Raw genomic sequence first — 17,354 nt, 5'->3', positions numbered from 1 at the left:
TATTTCAACCATGTTAAAAGTTAAGCTATTCGCTTTCATTGTTTTAGGTGTAATTTCTACTTCGTGTAAAGATGATGAAAATGCATTAAAAAATTTATTTTCGATTGAAAATCCTACGATAAAACCTATTCTTAAGCTTGAAGAAAGCATCGATTTGGTTCTTCAAAACAAAGAAAACAAGACAATAGATTCTGTTGTTTACTACATTAACGAAGTTAAAATTGGTTCGGTAAAAGGAAATGAAAAATTGCCTTTTGCATTGAGCAATCAGAAATTGGGAAACCAAACTATTAAAGCCTTAGTTTATTTTGAAGGGCAAAATATTGATATTACTTCTGGATTTTCAATTTATGCAAGTACTGAACCAAAGATTTTGAACTATAAAATTATAAACACTTATCCGCACGATATCAATGCGTACACACAAGGTTTTGAATTCTATAATGGTGTTTTATTAGAAGGAACGGGACAATACAAAGAATCAACTTTAAGAAAAACCAATTATAAAACAGGAAAAGTAACCGAACAAATTAAGTTAGAAGACAAGTATTTTGGTGAAGGAATTACGGTTTTAAAAGACAAAATCTATCAATTGACTTGGAAAGAAAAAACAGGTTTTGTGTATGATGCAAAAACTTTTAAATTAGAAAAAACATTTCCTTACGAAATGGAAGGATGGGGAATTACGAATGATGGTGAAAAACTTTACATGAGTGATGGTTCTGAAAAAATCTACATTTTAAATCCAGAAACTTTGAAAGTTGAGGATTACATTAATGTTTACACGAACGGAGCTAAGATTGAAGCCGTTAATGAATTAGAATGGATTAATGGTAAAATTTGGGCAAACGTGTATCAAAAAGATGCTATTGCTATTATCAATCCTAAGAATGGTTCTATAGAAGCTATTATTAATCTAAGTGAGTTAAAAACAAAAGTTACAAAACATGTAGAAATAGATGTTTTAAATGGAATCGCTTACAATCCTGCAACCAAAACATATTTTGTAACAGGTAAAAACTGGGATAAAACTTTTGAAATTGTAGTTGAGTAAGTTTGCTCGAAATTCATAAAAAAAGCCTCATTTCTGAGGCTTTTTATTTTAGATCTTACTGGTAATTATATCTTGCCATTTTTTAGCAATTCTAAATTCTTCTCCAATAATGAAGTTTTTAGCATCGATGTGGAAGAAAACTAAATTGATTTCCTTGTGATTGCTAAACGTTAAATGTAATGATAATTTATTGATTTCGTGATTGCTTTTAGGCACATTTTCGTGTTTATCAAATTGAAAAAGTGAGCATTTCTTAACATCTTTAAGATTGATGACTTCTTTCATCGAATGCTCTTCTCCATTTCTAAAGAAACACAATTCATCTCCTTTAATTCCAATTCCTGAGTTATTTGTCCAAAAATCAGTTTCTGAAAACTTATTGTTTTTGTCTGACGATAATTCGTTTAAGGTTTTCAATAATTGATTTTTTCTTTTTTTAACATTATTATTAATAACATAAATAGGAACTAATATTAATAATAAAAATACAATTCCAATTATAGTGTTTGTGGTATCCATTTTTTAAATTTATTTTAAATTGAGTGTATAATGAAACTTCCCAAGTAAGTATTACTTGAGATTAACTAAAAAATAAAATAAATTTTACCAGAAATAATGAAACGGAAAAATGATTCTTGTAGTAGTGAAAAATAGGTTTAAAAGATTTTTATTTTCGAAAAAAACTTCAAAACTATTTTTTTGTAATAATTCAATTTGAGCAAAAGAAGTAAAAATAAAAAGTGTATGAAATTGTTTTCTAACTACTTCGCTTACATTTGTTTGATTTTGATTGGATTTTAAAGAAATAGATTCTTTTTGAATTCCTTCAGCATTAAAATGATAGTCATTTTGCTGAAATTGAAAACCAATTTCTTTTGATAAATCATTTGTTTCAACATCAGAAACATCCGCACTATGCCACAACAAATAACCGAATACAAAAACGGTTATAATAGTAGTAAAATAGTGTATGATTTTCTTCAATTAAATATTTTTTACAAAGGTAATTATAAATGTGTTACTTAACTAATTTAGCAACAATTTCTGCTACAGGCAAAATAGCTTTTGTGTTTTCTATACTTGGTCCAGCTACCCAAACCGTTTTATAGGTTACTTGCGTTGCTGCTTTTTCGGTAGCTTTCATCCCAATGTAAAAACGAATCATTTTGACCCATTTTTTAAGGCTTTTATTCTTATTTAATAGCGTTTCTAACCAAGTTTGTTTAGTTCCAACTTTTTGAACATAAGGTGTATTGATTACGGTACATGGTGTACCAGAAATACGCTCTGTCATTACGATGTCTTTAGCACCATAATCCACACAGGCTTGTTTGTATTCTTGAGAAACACCTGATTCAATTGAAGCAATAAAAGGACTTCCTACGGAAACACCTACGGCTCCATAACTTAACATTTTATCTAAATCAGCCTTACTTCCTACTCCACCAGCAGAAATTACAGGTAAAGAAGTATTTTCATTTAGTGATTTTATAAGTTCTTCTGGACTAATATTTCCTCTGTGTCCACCAGCTTGGTTGTTTACTGCTACTAATGCATCAGCACCTAAACTTTCTACTTTTTTGGCGAAAGCTAAATCTGTGACATCACAAAATACTTTGATTCCAACTTTATGTGCTTCATTAATAGTTTCTTCTGGTGAACCTAATGAAGTTAGAATGAAGTCAACTTTTTCTTCACACAAAATACGTAATTGTTCTTTGTATTTTACATTAGATTTGTTGACAATTAAATTAAATCCAAAACTTCCTCCAGGAACTTTCGCAGCTTTTAATTCTTGAATTGCGGATTTTAATTCTTCTAAAGTTCTATAATTCAATGCTGGAATACAACCGGCAACACCACTTTTCATTCCTTCAATAACCATTTTAGTATTCGATACCAAAAACATAGGAGCCATAATTACAGGATGCGTAATTTGTAAAAGCGAAGTCAACGATTGTTTTTCCATTTTTATTTGAATTTATTTTCAAATATAAGAAAATTTTAAATACTATGCATGCATATTATTTTTTCTTTTTGGGTGCAGATGAAGCTTTTGGTGTACCTTTTATTTCATATTTAGCTGAAGCAACATTATATGTGTAAGTACTGTTTTGAGTTTTTGTTTTCAAAACAAAACTACCGTCAGCATTTAATAAAAATTCAAAACCTTCACTTCTATTCTTTTCAACATCGTGTGAAGCTGTTTTGTTAGCATCCAAAAAAATAGTCTCTTTTATATGAGAAGATTTATGAGTGTTCCCTAGTAAAAGTGTCTTGGTTTCAGTATCCCAAAGTTGGTCTTCTGTAACTACTCCATTTTCCTTTTTTAATTTAGTATCAATTTTAATTTCTTCTTTCCAGTTTACATGATAAAACTTTTTCCCTTGAGTTGAAAAACTTTTTACAACAAAACCTGTTGGTTTAAAATCAGTTTTTTCAAGTTTTTTTACTTCTAATGTATCAACTTTGTCTTCATTCTTTACAAAAAGAACAACTCTCTTTCCAGATTTTTCAGAAATAACTTCGGCAGAAATGTTATCTACTTTTGTTAAAACAACATTTTTTGCGGCTGCTGGTTTTGCTTTTGTTTTTCCTTTTTGAGCGAATCCAATGGTTGATACTAGTAAAATAAGAAGTAAAAATAGTTTTTTCATAATAGTAGGTTGTTAATTAGGTTACCAATATACAAAAAAAATAAAACGAACCACTGTTAAATAAAAAAACCGAATCATTTCTGACTCGGTTTTAAAATTTATTTACAATTTGTAAATTATTTCACTTCTTCGAAATCTACATCTTGCGTTTGGTCTCCTGAAGCAGCCGCTTGTGGCTCAGCTTGAGAAGCTCCTTGCTCTTGTGATTTGTACATTTCTTCTGTAGCTGTTTTCCAAGCTGCATTTACGTTGTCTAAACCTTTTTGAATAGCTTCTAAATCTTGATTTTCGTGAGCCATTTTTAATTCAGTTAGAGCATACTCGATAGCAGTTTTGTGCTCAGCAGTTAATTTATCACCAATTTCTTTTAATTGACTTTCTGTTTGGAAAATCATAGAGTCAGCTTCATTAATTTTTTCTACTCTTTCTTTAGCTAATTTGTCTGCTTCTGCATTCATTTCAGCATCTTTTTTCATTCTTTCGATTTCTTCCGGAGTTAATCCTGAAGAAGCTTCAATACGAATATCATGTGATTTTCCTGTTCCTTTATCAGTAGCAGAAACTTTGATGATACCATTCGCATCAATATCGAAAGTTACTTCAATTTGAGGAACTCCTCTTGGTGCTGGTGGAATACCATCTAAATGGAAACGACCAATTGTTTTGTTATCATTTGCCATTGGTCTTTCTCCTTGTAAAACATGGATTTCTACCGATGGTTGGTTATCTGCTGCTGTTGAGAAAACTTGAGATTTTCTTGTTGGGATAGTTGTGTTAGACTCAATTAATTTAGTCATTACACTTCCCATAGTTTCAATACCTAATGAAAGTGGAGTAACGTCTAATAATAATACGTCTTTTACTTCACCAGTTAAAACTCCACCTTGAATTGCAGCTCCAATTGCTACTACTTCATCAGGATTTACTCCTTTTGATGGTTTTTTATTGAAGAATTTCTCTACTTGTTCTTGGATAACTGGGATACGAGTTGAACCACCTACTAAGATAACTTCGTCAATATCAGAAACTGATAAACCAGCATCTTTTAACGCTTTAGCAACTGGTTCCATAGAACGTTTTACTAAAGATTCAGCTAATTGTTCGAATTTAGCTCTTGTTAATGTTTGAACTAAGTGTTTTGGTCCAGAGGCCGTAGCTGTAACGTATGGTAAGTTGATTTCTGTTTGAGCAGAAGCTGATAATTCAATTTTAGCTTTCTCAGCTGCTTCTTTTAAACGTTGTAATGCCATTGGATCTTTACGTAAATCAACACCTTCAGCAGCATTGAAATCATTAGCTAACCAATCGATAATTACTTGGTCAAAATCATCTCCGCCTAAGTGTGTATCTCCATTTGTAGATAATACTTCGAAAACTCCGTCTCCTAATTCTAAGATAGAAATATCAAAAGTACCTCCACCTAAATCGTAAACTGCGATTTTTTGGTCTTTTCCTTGTTTGTCTAATCCATAAGCTAAAGCTGCTGCTGTAGGCTCATTGATAATACGCATTACTTTTAAACCAGCAATTTCACCCGCTTCTTTTGTAGCCTGACGTTGCGCGTCGTTAAAGTAAGCTGGAACAGTAATAACTGCTTCAGAAACTGAATGACCTAAATAATCTTCAGCTGTTTTTTTCATTTTTTGAAGTGTCATTGCAGACAATTCTTGTGGTGTGTATAAACGACCATCGATATCAACACGAGGAGTATCGTTGTCTCCTTTAACCACTTTGTAAGCTACTGTTGAAGCTTCTTTTGCACTTTCAGTGTACTTGTTACCCATAAAACGTTTTACAGAAGCAATCGTTTTTGTTGGGTTAGTTACTGCTTGTCTTTTTGCCGGATCTCCAACTTTAATTTCTCCACCTTCTACAAATGCAATTACAGATGGTGTTGTTCTTTTTCCTTCTGCGTTTGCAATTACAACAGGTTCTCCACCTTCCATTACAGCCACACATGAGTTGGTTGTTCCTAAGTCGATTCCAATAATTTTGCTCATTTTTATACTTGTTAGATTTTAAATTTCAATTTTAAACTCGATGACTCTAATTCAATGATTGTGCCATAACGAAAAATACAGAAAATTGACAGAAAACAGCTTTTGTCAGGTTTTTTAAACTGACAAAATGTCGTTTTATACCGACTTTTTTATTCTATTCTGTCTTAAATTTCTAAAATTAGCAGTGTTGAAAACCAAGATAGAAATCAAAATCAAAGAATAGGAAACGATTTGGGCTACAGAAACCGATTCTTTAAAATAGAAAATAGCTAAAAAGAAATGAATCAAGGGATTAGTGTACATCAAAATCCCAACAGTTGAGGAATTCAATCCTTTCAAAGCATATAAATTCAGGAATAAAGGAATAATCGTGAAGACAATTACAATGATTAGAAGTAGTGAATAAAACAGAAATTCGGTTGGAACTGCTCCACCATAACTCGGATAAAACGGTAATAAAATAGCTGATGAAATCACCATTTGAATAGTTAATATCAAGAATTTATCAAAATCACTATTCTTTCTTTGGGAAACCAAATACAATCCAAAACTTAATGCGATTATGACGCTATAAATCAAATCTTTAAAATTCCCATAAGATAATATCACACAACTAATTACGCACAAACCAACTGCAATCCATTGCCAAACATCGATTCTTTCTTTCAATAATATAAAAGCTAAAACCGTAGTTAAAATGGGGCAAATTATATAGGCAAACGAAGCCGATTGCAAACTCACATGATTCACCGCATAAATGAATAAAAACCAATTCAATACTAGCAAAAGTCCGCCAACAAGTGTCATGATTACTGCTGATTTTTGTTTTTTCTTAGAAAGTTCTTTGAACGTTTTCTTCGCTTCAACAACAACTGATTTTCTAAACATTAAATTAATTCCCAATAAGAAAGCCGTAGCAATGAAAACTCGGAAGAATAAAATATCTAGTGAAGCATAATCCGTTAAAGGCTTCAAAGCTAAGCTGAAAAATCCCCAAATAACAAAGGCAATAAGAGCAGCTAAAAAATACTTATTTATTGGCATTACTTTTTTTTGCAAAAGAACTAAAAAAGAAGGAAATCAAATCCCAATTTTATGTTATTAATTCGTTTAATTTATAACAATCGAACACTTTTACGTGTTGCATAATTTCAATTTTAAAAACTATCTTTGCTATACTAAAGAAATGTTTATGGAATGTATATCCGTTTTTGACATGTTAAAGATTGGTGTTGGACCTTCGAGTTCACACACTCTTGGACCATGGCGTGCTGCCGAACAATTTTTAAAAGAATTGCGCAATCGCAATCTAATTGATACCGTAATTGGTGTCAAAGTAGATTTATATGGTTCCTTATCATTAACCGGAAAAGGTCACGCGACAGATTTAGCTGTAATGTTAGGTTTGAGTGGAGCTGATCCTGAATATATTCCAGTAGAAAGTATTGATGTGATTATTTCGGCTATCAAAAACAAGAAAGAAATTTTCTTAGGGAATGAAATCTTAATTCCGTTTTGTTTTGAAACCGATATTGTTTTCAACAGAAACTTTTTACCTTTTCATGCCAACGGATTAACCTTTACAGCCAAAACCGACACCGAAACTTTTTCTGAAACCTATTATTCTATAGGTGGTGGATTTGTCGTAAAAGAAAAAGAAGATCATCACAAAGAAGAAATTTTGCATACTTTTCCATTTCCTGTTGAAAAAGCAGATGAATTATTAGCTTTCTGTTTAGCCGAAAATAAAAAAATATCGGAAATCGTATACGAAAACGAGAAAACCATGCGAAGCGAAGAAGAAATTCACAACGAATTACTTCGCATATGGGATACGATGTTAGAATGCATGTACATTGGTTGTCATTCGGAAGGAATTCTTCCAGGAGGACTTAATGTTCGTAGAAGAGCGTATGACATGCACAAAAACTTAATTGGTGTTTTGCCTTATGAAGACCCATATTCATGGTTGCAAATCATCAGACAAACCGAAGTTAAATTCCGTCAGATTTTAAAATGGGTAAGTTGTTTTGCATTGGCAGTAAATGAAGTAAACGCTTCGTTAGGTCGTGTAGTGACTGCTCCTACTAATGGAAGTGCCGGAGTTATTCCAGCCGTTTTGATGTATTATTTGGTAATCGAAAATCACGAAGCGGGCGAAAAAGAAATCAAACAATTTTTAATGGTGGCGGGTGAAATAGGTTCTATCTTCAAAAAAGGAGCAACTATTTCAGCAGCTATGGGTGGTTGTCAAGCAGAAATTGGTGTTTCAAGTGCTATGGCAGCAGCAGCTTTATGTGAATTAATGGGCGGAACTCCAGCTCAGGTTGCTATGGCAGCTGAAATTGCAATGGAACATCACTTAGGATTAACTTGTGATCCGATTGGTGGTTTGGTACAAATTCCGTGTATTGAAAGAAATACTATGGGTGCGATAAAAGCCATCAACGCAGCCGAATTAGCCTTAGAAACCGATGCTTTAAACGCAAAAGTTCCTTTAGACAAAGTGATTCATACGATGTGGCAAACTGCAAAAGATATGAATTCGAAATACAAAGAAACTTCTGAAGGTGGCTTAGCTGTTGCTGTAAATATGTCGGATTGTTAATGAAAAGCAATCTGTTAAATTATTTCATCTTAATTTTATTCGTTTTAATTCTTGGAATACTTTCAAGGAAAATATCTGACATTCCTTTATTTATAGGAGATGTTTTGTATGCTGTTTTGATTTATTTTGGATTGAGATTCCTTCTTATAAACTTGAAAACATACAAAACATTCCTACTGTGTTTACTTTTTTGTTTTAGTATCGAAATCTTACAATTGGTTCAAATTGATTGGTTAATTGCCATTAGGAAAACTACTTTAGGTCATTATATTTTGGGCGAAGGCTTCCTCTGGTTAGATTTACTTTGCTATGTAATTGGGGCTTTGATAACTTTTCTAATCGATTGGAAGTTCATTAAAACTCAAAACTTAAACTCGTTGTAACAAAAAAGTTATTCGATTTATTGTCAAAGAAAATAGCCTCTTTTGAATCGAAATAACGGGCTTCGGTTCTTAATTTTACTTTTGAATTGGGTAAATAATCAAAATTTATGGAAGCTCCTGAGGTTTTAAACGCATCTGAAGTAGTAACAATCACATTATCTTCATCCTGATAATATTCCACTCTAAATGCGGTTTGCCATTTTGAACTTATCGAATATTGTGCAATTAAAACCGGACTCATCCAATACAAATGTTTGTCATTCAAAGAAGAACTATCTTGAATGCCAAAATCAAATCCTAAAATTGTGCGCCATTTTGAATTCCACTGATTATCCCAATACAAATTACTGAAATAACGCATTGCTAATTCAGTTCCATAAAATTCTTTCCCAATAAAAGTACTCCAATTCAAAGTGGATTTTTCTGAAGGTTTGTATACTATTTGCGTTCCAAAAGCTGGTGCAACGGTTTTGTCAGGTTTGTTGATGCGTTGCCAACCATTAGTTACCAATCCCGAAAAAGTCCATTTGTCATTTGGTTTATAATTGTATTTGATTCCGGTCATGAAGTAAGGCGAATTTTCAGCTAAAATAGAACGTGTTAAAGTCAAATTAGAAGCCGTTGTTGCCGATTCAAATCCGATGTAACTTGGCATGATTCCGACTTCAATTGATGATTTTTTATTGTCATTCAAGTACATTCCTACATAAGCTTCGCTAAATAATTTGATGTCTTCCGAAGCATAATTATCGTCTATATACGTTCCTGCATGAACCGCAATTGACGCATAAGCATTTCCGTATTGTAATTGCGCTCGAATCAAACCATTGTTCACATTAAACTCATTATGTCTATTGTAATTGTACATAAATGGCAGTTTAGTATCTGTGGTTGGATTACTAAAATCATACGCATAATACGTTTCTAAAAAACCTGAGACTTTAATTTTTAGAGAATCTTTTTCTTGTGCGTTTCCTAAAAAGGATAAAAGCACTATACTATACAGCCAAATCTGTTTCATTGTCAATTTTTTTATGTTGTTTTTTAGCTAAAATGGCTAATCCAAAAGTAATAACTCCTACCCTTCCAATAAACATTATGCTAATTAAAATTATTTTTCCCCAAACCGATAAACTTCCGGTAATTCCCATACTTAAACCAACTGTTCCAATAGCTGAAGTAGCTTCAAATAGTAACTTTTCTAACGATTGATTTTCAGTAAAACTTAACAAAAATACACTAAAAAATAAAATTGCTGTGTAAAAAATAAAGGTTGAAACTGCCATTTCTAATCGGTCAGCTGGAATTTTTTTACCTAAATAAGTCACTTTTGCTTGGTTTCTTACTTTGCTTTTTACAATGGCAATTACAGCTGTTAAAGTTGTAATTTTCATACCACCACCGGTACTTGAAGGCGCTGCTCCAACATACATTAAGAAAATAATGGTTAGTAAAACTCCTAAAGTCAAATTACTTAAAGGAATGGAATTAAATCCAGCAGTTGTAATTGCATTAACCGTTGTAAATAATGAAATTTGGATTCGGTTAACTATATCATAGTGCTGAATGGTCGTATCTCCAAAAAATTGAATCAAAAAAGCAATAAATAAAACACCAAAAAATGACAATGAAATCATTTTTGTAGTGAACGAAATGGAATTCGATTTTTTTGAAAAATAATACCAAATATCAGTTACCACAATAAACCCTAATCCTCCAGAAATTGTTAAAAAGAGTACAATTCCATTTAAAATAGTATTGGTTGCATAAGCTTCAAAACTGGTATTATATAAACTAAATCCAGCAGTACAAAAAGAAGAAACACTATGAAAAATACTTGTCCAAATTGTAAAAAAAGTATCAGAATGAACAGGTCTAAAAGCAAAATAAAACAAAATAGCTCCAATAATTTCAACAGTAAACGTAAATACAATAACCGATTTTAAGAAATCCTGAATTTTGAATTCTTTTGGCATAGTAAATTCGTTGTACAAGATTTTTTTATGCCAATGCGTAATCTGTTTTGTGGTAGAAAGTAAAATATAAGTTGTTAAGGTCATATAACCAATTCCGCCAATCTGAATCAATGTTAGAATTATAAATTGTCCAAAAAAGGTATAATTATCAAACGTACTCACCGTTGCTAATCCTGTAGTGGAAAGCGCTGATGTAGATGTAAAAAGTGTGTCAATGAAATCTGTTGGGATTTTTTGTGAAAATGGCAAGGATAGAAAAATCCAACCCAAGACCATGTACATGAAAAATCCAAAAAACAAACTCTGTTGGGGATTTAATCGCAAATGAAATTTTAAGTATTCGCGTCTTACGGTTTGAAATAAAGTTTTAGGCATTATTATTTTTCAATTTTAAATTTATAATAGTTTTTAATAAAGTGCGAAGCATGAAATAATCCAAGTTTTTCAGCTACCAAACCCAAATCGTTGAGCTGATTTTCTAAGGCGTCTTCTCGTTGTGGGCATTGATTAATTTTGATAAATTCTCGAAGCCAATAATCTGAATTTGAGTTAGATTTCGGTGGACAAATTGCGTTATTTAAAGACAAACTATCGCTGTTGCTTGGCACATTAGCTGTGTTGCTGTCTAAATTTTCCATATGTAAAGATTTTTTATGTCAGAATAAATCGATAACCAATTCCACTTTCGGTAAGAATCATTTCCGGATGATTGGCATCTTTCTCAATTTTTTTTCTTAATTGCGCTACAAACACGCGTAGATATTGGGTTTGGTCGCTATAACTTTTTCCCCAAATTTCCTTTAATAAGTATTGATGAGTTAATACTTTTCCTTCGTTTTTTGCCAAAATGGCTAATAAATTAAATTCTGTTTGTGTTAATTTGACTTCTTCGTTATTCACTTTTACGATTCGGGCTATCAAATCAATTGAAAAATTAGATGAAGTAATAACTGGTTCCGAAGCTTCTTTAATGTGATTTCTCATGTGAGAACGCACTCTTGCTAATAATTCCTGTGTTCTAAAAGGTTTAATTAAATAATCATTAGCTCCATTATCTAATGCTTTTACAATTTCCGATTCTTCACTTTTAACCGATAAAATCATAATAGGATTCAAATACCATTCACGCAATTGTTGCAATACTTTTTGACCGTCAATATCGGGTAAACCCAAATCGAGCATAATCAAATCGGGTTGAAAAGTTGCCGCATAACGAATACCTTCTAATCCATTTTCGGCCAATTTTACATCAAAATCATTTGTGCTTAAAGTAATTTCTAAAAGCTTTCTGATTTGCGATTCATCATCAATGACTAAAATTTGGCGTTTATTCATTTTCTGTCGGATTAAATTTTGAAACTTCGGTTTTAATTTTGATTATAAATTTTGCACCACCTTCTACTCTATTTTCTAAAGTTACAGTTCCGTTTTGCGCTTCAACAAAACCTTTTACAATTGATAATCCCAAACCTGAACCACCTGGTCGCGAATTTTTAAGTCGGTAAAATTTATCAAAAACAAAGGCAATTTCATCTTCTGGAAAACCATTTCCTTCGTCTAAAATTATAATTTGCAATGTGTTTTCTGAATATGATAAATTTATTGTTATAGTGCTTTTTTCAGGCGTATAAATTATGGCATTGTTCAATAAATTATAAATAACATGCTCTGTTAAACCGTAATCTAATTTAAAAAGCGGTAAATTCTCGGTAGCAGTAACTACTATTTTTTGTGTGTACGATTTAATTTTCAGCGCTCTAATTACTTCATAAACAATTTCATTCACATCAACCCAATCCATCTTTGCAACAATAACACCCGATTCTAATCGCGACATATTCAATAAATTTTCAACTTGATTATTCAGTCGCAACGAAGCAATTGAAATTTCTTCCAATAATTTTTCTTTCTGATTTTCGGTCATAATTGCATTGCTTTGAAGCGCATCAGTTGAACCAATAATGGCAGCAATAGGCGTTTTTAATTCGTGAGATAAACTATCTAAAAGTGTGTTGTAAAGTTTTATTGATTGTAATTTTGACTCTTTTTCATTCGCAATTCGTTCAATTTGTCTTATTTTGAAGGTCAAAACAGCATTAATCAATGCAATTACAAAATACATAAAGAACATAAATTTGTCTTCAGTATTTCCGATATGAAACGTATAATAAGGTTTGATGAAAAAGAAATTCCAAATTAAAGCACTCAAAACAGCAGCTAATAATGTAGGAACAATTCTGTAAAACATGGCTACAAAAGAAACGGTAACCAAAAGAATAAAGGCAATAACTTTATAACCAATAATATCTTTAAAAGCAAAGCAAACAAGGGAAATCAGCACTACTAATATTATGCTGAAAATATATTGATTGTTAGGATTTGATGTTCTACTAAACACGCTTTAAAACTTTATCATTGAATTACTTGGCAAAGATAAGTTGGGTTTTATAAATAGCGTATAAAAGAAATGCTAATAAGTATAAAGATTTTATAAAGATTTCTTTCTTCTGGTATCAATCAAATGAATAATTTGCCATTTTCCGTTGTCGTTATACAAGGTAAAAGCGTTTGCACCAATGTGACTTAATTTATCATTCACATAAAACTCATACGGTGTCCAAACATGTGCTAAATTGCCATCTATTTCTACTTTATAATCAATTAGTTTTTCAAATATTTTTAGATTGGCAGGAATTGTAGCAATAGATTTTAAGAAATCATCGAAATTTTCTGCTTCTAATTTATAGCCTTCTTTTGTGTTGGTAACTGTTCGAAGCACAATTTCAGGATGGCATAATTCTCTTAAAGCAACAGTATCTTTAGTATGAAATGCGATAAAAAAATCTTCCACAATTGCTTTAGGAGTTTTTTCTTGAGCAAAAATTAAATTTGATACTAAAACGATTATGATAATCAAAAACTTTTTCATTGCAAAATGCTATAATTAATGCATTAGTAGCACTTGAACTAAATATGTTACAATTCCGGCAATATACCCAGCTACTGCTAATGGTGTTATCTTCTTTAAATACCACATAAAAGTAATTTTTTCCTTTTCCATTACAGCAATTCCTGCCGCAGATCCAATTACTAACATACTTCCACCAGTTCCTGCACATAAAGCGATAAATTCCCATAAAGAATGATCCATTGGATAATCTGCTAATGAGAACATTCCTTGTGTAGCTGCAACTAAACTTCCATTATCTACAATTGATGATAAAACACCTATTGCTATAACCATTGAATTTGTATTTGGTAAATTTGCAATTAAAATACTCGCCATTTCTTTTAAAACACCTACTTCTTGTAATGCAAAAACCATTAATAAAATTCCCATGAAATATAGAATAGAACTAATATCTACTTTGGTTAATGCATATGCAACCGAAAATTTATCTTTCTCTTCTTGAGTTTTCTTTCTATGATACATAATTGAAACTAAAGAAACCATTGATAACGAAATTAAGACTCCTATAAAAGGTGGTAATCCTGTCAAAGTTTTAATAACTGGTACCATTATTAAACCTACAACACCTGCAATAAAAACACTCATACTTCCTCTCATTTTTTCTTCCTGACGCACTTGAGCCATAGAAACTTGAGCACGAAGAACTGCAAAACCTTTCATTCTAAAACTAGCGATAATTACAGGAACTAATAATACCATGATAGAAGGTAAAATCAAGGCTTTCACAATTCCAAAAGAACTTACTTGTCCGCCAATCCATAATAAAGTTGTGGTAACGTCTCCAATCGGACTGAAAGCTCCACCCGCATTTGCTGCTATAACAACAATTCCGGTTAATATCATTCTGATTTCCCCTTTTGGCATTAACTTTCTTAAAAGTGTAACCATAATGATAGCTGTAGCTAAGTTGTCTAATAAAGCAGAAAGAACAAAGGTTATAAAAGCAACAATCCATAATAACCTCAATACCGATGTTGTTCTAATTCTATTTGTAATTACCGTAAAACCTTTGTGTATGTCGATTAATTCTACAATAGTCATTGCTCCCATCAAAAATATCAACAAGCAAGAAATTTCACCAAAATATTCCATCAATCTTTCTGTAACTAAATGCTGATCATCATTACTATATAAAGCAATAACAACCCAACAAATGGTTCCAGTTAATAAAGCGGTAATTGTCTTGTTTATTTTAATAGGAGATTCTAGAATAACCGATAAATAACCCAAAATTGCAACAGCAAGTAATATAGATATCATTTTAGCATAGTTTAAAAACGGCACTAAATTACTGCAATAATTTAACATAAATTTAATATTTGATAAATATTTTTCAAGTGCACCAAAAAGAATACAACATTTATTACCTTTGTCTTTCAAATACTATAAAAACATGTCAGTAGCGAAGAAAGATTATAAAAGAATCACAACAAAAACATTAATTGAAATGAAAGAAAATGGAGAAAAAATCTCCATGTTAACTTCGTATGATTTTACAATAGCAAAAATTGTAGATTCTGCAGGTGTTGATGTTATTTTAGTAGGAGATTCTGCAAGTAATGTTATGGCAGGACATGAAACAACTCTTCCTATAACTCTAGATCAAATGATTTATCACGCATCAAGTGTAGTTAGAGCATGTGAAAGAGCTTTAGTTGTGGTTGATTTACCTTTCGGGAGTTACCAATCTGATTCTAAAGAAGCTTTACGTTCATCCATCAGAATTATGAAAGAAAGTGGCGGACATGCCGTAAAACTAGAAGGTGGAAGCGAAATTAAAGATTCCATAAAAAAAATATTAAATGCTGGAATTCCCGTTATGGGACATTTAGGTTTAACACCACAATCTATTTATAAATTCGGAACATATACAGTTAGAGCTAAAGAAGACGCTGAAGCCGAAAAATTATTGGAAGATGCAAAAATGCTTGAAAAATTGGGTTGCTTTGCCTTAGTTTTAGAAAAAATTCCTGCTGCATTGGCAGAAAAAGTAGCTAAAAGTATTTCAATTCCTGTAATTGGAATTGGTGCTGGTGGTGGCGTTGACGGACAAGTATTAGTAATCCATGACATGTTAGGCATGAATAACGAGTTTAGTCCAAGATTCTTACGTCGTTATTTAGATTTATACGATCAAATGACAAAAGCCATAGGACAATATGTTACGGATGTGAAATCGCAAGATTTTCCTAATGCTAACGAACAATATTAATTGTGTCTACCAAAGAAATTTCTACAAAAGATAATCTTCAAATCATACACGAAGACAATCACATTATTGTCATCAATAAACGTGTAGGCGATATTGTTCAAGGTGATAAAACGGGTGACAAACCACTTTCTCATGTAGTAAAAGAATACATCAAAGAAAAATACAATAAACCTGGAGATGTTTTTTTAGGAGTGGTACATCGTTTAGACAGACCAACAACTGGAATTGTAGTTTTTGCGAAAACTTCAAAAGCTTTAACTCGTTTGAACGAAACTTTTAAAAATAGAGAAACGCAAAAAACCTATTGGGCAGTGGTAAAAAATTGTCCTCCAAAAGAAAAAGACACATTAGTACATTTCTTAAAAAGAAATACTAAAAACAATACTTCAAAAGCACATTTAAAAGAAGTTCCCGATAGCAAAAAGGCAAGTTTAAGTTATCAAATTATCAAAAAATTAGATAATTATTTTGTTCTAGAAATTGATTTGCACACAGGAAGACACCATCAAATTAGAGCGCAATTACAAGCAATAGGTTGTCCAATAAAAGGCGATTTAAAATATGGTTTTGACAGAAGTAATCCTGATGGAGGTATTCATCTTCATGCTAGAAAATTAGTGATAACACACCCTGTTTCAAAAGAAATTTTTACATTTATAGCAAATCCTCCCAAAGATGTTATTTGGAATTCAATTTAATTCAAAAATATGAAAGATCGTATCGACCAAAAAGTCCAAAATGGATATTCATTAGATTTAGGAAAAATCATTGAAAATAGTTTTGAAACTTACAAAAAAACATTTCTAATCTCTGGGGTTGCAATCATACTAATTGGTATTGTAGCTATAATTTTATATGCTGGCTATTTTGGTATTCTGTATGGTTTTGGAAATTTTACTGAAACAATGACACAAATTGAAGCAAATGCCCTAAATACAACAACTCAAATTATAAATGGTATTGTAGGTGCTTTATTTGGTGCTCTGTTTGCTCCTATTTTAGCTGGTTTTATTTATGTGAATCATCTTGCCAAAACAAATAAAGAATTTGGAATATCAACTTTTTTTGATTTTTATAAAAGCCCCGCTTTAAAAGATATTATTATTAGTCAAGTTATAATAACCGTTGCTCTTAATGCAATTGCCACTTTATTAATAATTACAAATCATCAATTTATTGCTTTTTTTGTGCAATTAATCATCTACTTATTAACATATTTTACAATGCCTCTAATTATTTTTGGCGAACAAAATTATATGGATGCAATATTAAAAAGTACAAAGCTTTTTTTTAAACAACCATTAATAATTTTTGTTGCGTTCTTAATTGGAGTCATTGGTTCAATGGTTGGGTTTATAGTACTTTGTATTGGATTATTTTTTACCTTACCATATTATTTTTCAATTGTTTATGCTACTTATGAAAACGGAATAGGCTTAGAAGAAAACTCTCCAATAGATGAGATTGGATTAGAATAATTTTTTTATATATTT

The 17,354-nt window shown here is 31.4% G+C and carries 19 protein-coding genes; 6 read left to right on the top strand and 13 right to left on the bottom strand.

The window, feature by feature from the left end:
* Positions 1-10: 10 nt before the first annotated feature.
* Complete coding sequence (locus M9Q43_RS04250; protein WP_262317728.1) at positions 11-1,054, top strand: glutaminyl-peptide cyclotransferase; 1,044 nt, start codon at positions 11-13, stop codon at positions 1,052-1,054.
* 48 nt (positions 1,055-1,102) lie between these two features.
* Here the strand turns inward: M9Q43_RS04250 and M9Q43_RS04245 are convergent, their stop codons facing one another.
* The 6 genes from M9Q43_RS04245 to M9Q43_RS04220 form a co-directional block, all read right to left on the bottom strand.
* Entirely contained in the window at positions 1,103-1,573 is a 471-nt protein-coding gene (locus M9Q43_RS04245; protein WP_262317727.1) for a hypothetical protein, read from the bottom strand.
* An 84-nt stretch (positions 1,574-1,657) separates the two neighbouring features.
* The gene (locus M9Q43_RS04240) at positions 1,658-2,038 is read right to left on the bottom strand and encodes a hypothetical protein (protein WP_262317726.1); all 381 of its coding nucleotides are present in this window, start codon (positions 2,036-2,038) and stop codon (positions 1,658-1,660) included.
* Between the two features lie 34 nt (positions 2,039-2,072).
* Positions 2,073-3,023 (bottom strand): NAD(P)H-dependent flavin oxidoreductase, encoded by a 951-nt coding sequence (locus M9Q43_RS04235; protein WP_262317725.1) that lies wholly within the window; start codon positions 3,021-3,023, stop codon positions 2,073-2,075.
* A 55-nt stretch (positions 3,024-3,078) separates the two neighbouring features.
* Positions 3,079-3,711, bottom strand: coding sequence for a hypothetical protein (locus M9Q43_RS04230; RefSeq protein WP_262317724.1), 633 nt, complete (start codon positions 3,709-3,711; stop codon positions 3,079-3,081).
* A gap of 116 nt (positions 3,712-3,827) precedes the next feature.
* Positions 3,828-5,711, bottom strand: a complete 1,884-nt coding sequence (dnaK, locus tag M9Q43_RS04225) for a molecular chaperone DnaK (RefSeq protein ID WP_111567106.1) — start codon at positions 5,709-5,711, stop codon at positions 3,828-3,830.
* A gap of 135 nt (positions 5,712-5,846) precedes the next feature.
* Positions 5,847-6,755, bottom strand: coding sequence for an EamA family transporter (locus M9Q43_RS04220; protein WP_262317723.1), 909 nt, complete (start codon positions 6,753-6,755; stop codon positions 5,847-5,849).
* 148 nt (positions 6,756-6,903) lie between these two features.
* Here M9Q43_RS04220 and M9Q43_RS04215 point away from each other — a divergent pair, with 148 nt between their 5' ends.
* Positions 6,904-8,319, top strand: coding sequence for an L-serine ammonia-lyase (locus tag M9Q43_RS04215; protein ID WP_262317722.1), 1,416 nt, complete (start codon positions 6,904-6,906; stop codon positions 8,317-8,319).
* On the top strand, positions 8,319-8,702 hold the full coding sequence (locus M9Q43_RS04210; protein ID WP_262317721.1) for a ribosomal maturation YjgA family protein: 384 nt from the start codon (positions 8,319-8,321) through the stop codon (positions 8,700-8,702). The genes M9Q43_RS04215 and M9Q43_RS04210 overlap by 1 nt, the downstream gene beginning before the upstream one ends.
* Here M9Q43_RS04210 and M9Q43_RS04205 read toward each other — a convergent pair.
* The 7 genes from M9Q43_RS04205 to nhaD form a co-directional block, all read right to left on the bottom strand.
* On the bottom strand, positions 8,674-9,723 hold the full coding sequence (locus M9Q43_RS04205; RefSeq protein ID WP_262317720.1) for a porin: 1,050 nt from the start codon (positions 9,721-9,723) through the stop codon (positions 8,674-8,676). The genes M9Q43_RS04210 and M9Q43_RS04205 overlap by 29 nt on opposite strands.
* Complete coding sequence (locus M9Q43_RS04200) at positions 9,701-11,053, bottom strand: TrkH family potassium uptake protein (protein ID WP_262317719.1); 1,353 nt, start codon at positions 11,051-11,053, stop codon at positions 9,701-9,703. Before M9Q43_RS04200 ends, M9Q43_RS04205 begins: the two co-directional genes overlap by 23 nt.
* 2 nt (positions 11,054-11,055) lie before the next feature.
* Positions 11,056-11,316: a hypothetical protein gene (locus tag M9Q43_RS04195; protein ID WP_262317718.1), complete on the bottom strand. Its 261-nt coding sequence runs from the start codon at positions 11,314-11,316 to the stop codon at positions 11,056-11,058.
* Positions 11,317-11,329: 13 nt separating this feature from the next.
* Entirely contained in the window at positions 11,330-12,013 is a 684-nt protein-coding gene (locus M9Q43_RS04190; protein ID WP_262317717.1) for a response regulator, read from the bottom strand.
* Positions 12,006-13,076 carry a sensor histidine kinase gene (locus tag M9Q43_RS04185; protein ID WP_262317716.1) on the bottom strand — a complete coding sequence of 357 codons (1,071 nt, stop codon included), beginning with the start codon at positions 13,074-13,076 and terminating at the stop codon, positions 12,006-12,008. The genes M9Q43_RS04190 and M9Q43_RS04185 overlap by 8 nt, the downstream gene beginning before the upstream one ends.
* A 90-nt stretch (positions 13,077-13,166) precedes the next feature.
* Positions 13,167-13,607, bottom strand: coding sequence for a nuclear transport factor 2 family protein (locus tag M9Q43_RS04180; RefSeq protein ID WP_262317715.1), 441 nt, complete (start codon positions 13,605-13,607; stop codon positions 13,167-13,169).
* A gap of 15 nt (positions 13,608-13,622) precedes the next feature.
* Entirely contained in the window at positions 13,623-14,909 is a 1,287-nt protein-coding gene (gene nhaD, locus M9Q43_RS04175) for a sodium:proton antiporter NhaD (RefSeq protein ID WP_262317714.1), read from the bottom strand.
* A 133-nt stretch (positions 14,910-15,042) separates the two neighbouring features.
* Here nhaD and panB point away from each other — a divergent pair, with 133 nt between their 5' ends.
* From panB to M9Q43_RS04160, 3 genes are read left to right on the top strand one after another with little or no spacing between them, the layout of a single operon-like run.
* On the top strand, positions 15,043-15,861 hold the full coding sequence (panB, locus tag M9Q43_RS04170; protein WP_262317713.1) for a 3-methyl-2-oxobutanoate hydroxymethyltransferase: 819 nt from the start codon (positions 15,043-15,045) through the stop codon (positions 15,859-15,861).
* A gap of 2 nt (positions 15,862-15,863) precedes the next feature.
* Positions 15,864-16,559: an RluA family pseudouridine synthase gene (locus M9Q43_RS04165; RefSeq protein ID WP_262317712.1), complete on the top strand. Its 696-nt coding sequence runs from the start codon at positions 15,864-15,866 to the stop codon at positions 16,557-16,559.
* A 9-nt stretch (positions 16,560-16,568) separates the two neighbouring features.
* A complete protein-coding gene (locus M9Q43_RS04160) occupies positions 16,569-17,339 on the top strand; it encodes a DUF2189 domain-containing protein (protein ID WP_262317711.1) in 771 nt (256 codons plus the stop codon).
* Positions 17,340-17,354: the final 15 nt, after the last annotated feature.

Source organism: Flavobacterium odoriferum, from assembly GCF_025499515.1.
Lineage (GTDB): Bacteria > Bacteroidota > Bacteroidia > Flavobacteriales > Flavobacteriaceae > Flavobacterium > Flavobacterium odoriferum.
Note: the sequence above shows the minus strand (reverse complement) of the source record. Positions and strands in the feature narration are given on the sequence as shown.

Coding starts and splice junctions, on each gene's coding strand:
- M9Q43_RS04195 (WP_262317718.1), bottom strand. CDS start 11,316: ATGGAAAATTTAGACAGCAACACAGCTAATGTGCCAAGCAACAGCGAT.
- M9Q43_RS04190 (WP_262317717.1), bottom strand. CDS start 12,013: ATGAATAAACGCCAAATTTTAGTCATTGATGATGAATCGCAAATCAGA.
- M9Q43_RS04235 (WP_262317725.1), bottom strand. CDS start 3,023: ATGGAAAAACAATCGTTGACTTCGCTTTTACAAATTACGCATCCTGTA.
- M9Q43_RS04230 (WP_262317724.1), bottom strand. CDS start 3,711: ATGAAAAAACTATTTTTACTTCTTATTTTACTAGTATCAACCATTGGA.
- M9Q43_RS04215 (WP_262317722.1), top strand. CDS start 6,904: ATGGAATGTATATCCGTTTTTGACATGTTAAAGATTGGTGTTGGACCT.
- panB (WP_262317713.1), top strand. CDS start 15,043: ATGTCAGTAGCGAAGAAAGATTATAAAAGAATCACAACAAAAACATTA.
- M9Q43_RS04245 (WP_262317727.1), bottom strand. CDS start 1,573: ATGGATACCACAAACACTATAATTGGAATTGTATTTTTATTATTAATA.
- M9Q43_RS04205 (WP_262317720.1), bottom strand. CDS start 9,723: ATGAAACAGATTTGGCTGTATAGTATAGTGCTTTTATCCTTTTTAGGA.
- nhaD (WP_262317714.1), bottom strand. CDS start 14,909: ATGATATCTATATTACTTGCTGTTGCAATTTTGGGTTATTTATCGGTT.
- M9Q43_RS04160 (WP_262317711.1), top strand. CDS start 16,569: ATGAAAGATCGTATCGACCAAAAAGTCCAAAATGGATATTCATTAGAT.
- dnaK (WP_111567106.1), bottom strand. CDS start 5,711: ATGAGCAAAATTATTGGAATCGACTTAGGAACAACCAACTCATGTGTG.
- M9Q43_RS04210 (WP_262317721.1), top strand. CDS start 8,319: ATGAAAAGCAATCTGTTAAATTATTTCATCTTAATTTTATTCGTTTTA.
- M9Q43_RS04220 (WP_262317723.1), bottom strand. CDS start 6,755: ATGCCAATAAATAAGTATTTTTTAGCTGCTCTTATTGCCTTTGTTATT.
- M9Q43_RS04250 (WP_262317728.1), top strand. CDS start 11: ATGTTAAAAGTTAAGCTATTCGCTTTCATTGTTTTAGGTGTAATTTCT.
- M9Q43_RS04200 (WP_262317719.1), bottom strand. CDS start 11,053: ATGCCTAAAACTTTATTTCAAACCGTAAGACGCGAATACTTAAAATTT.
- M9Q43_RS04180 (WP_262317715.1), bottom strand. CDS start 13,607: ATGAAAAAGTTTTTGATTATCATAATCGTTTTAGTATCAAATTTAATT.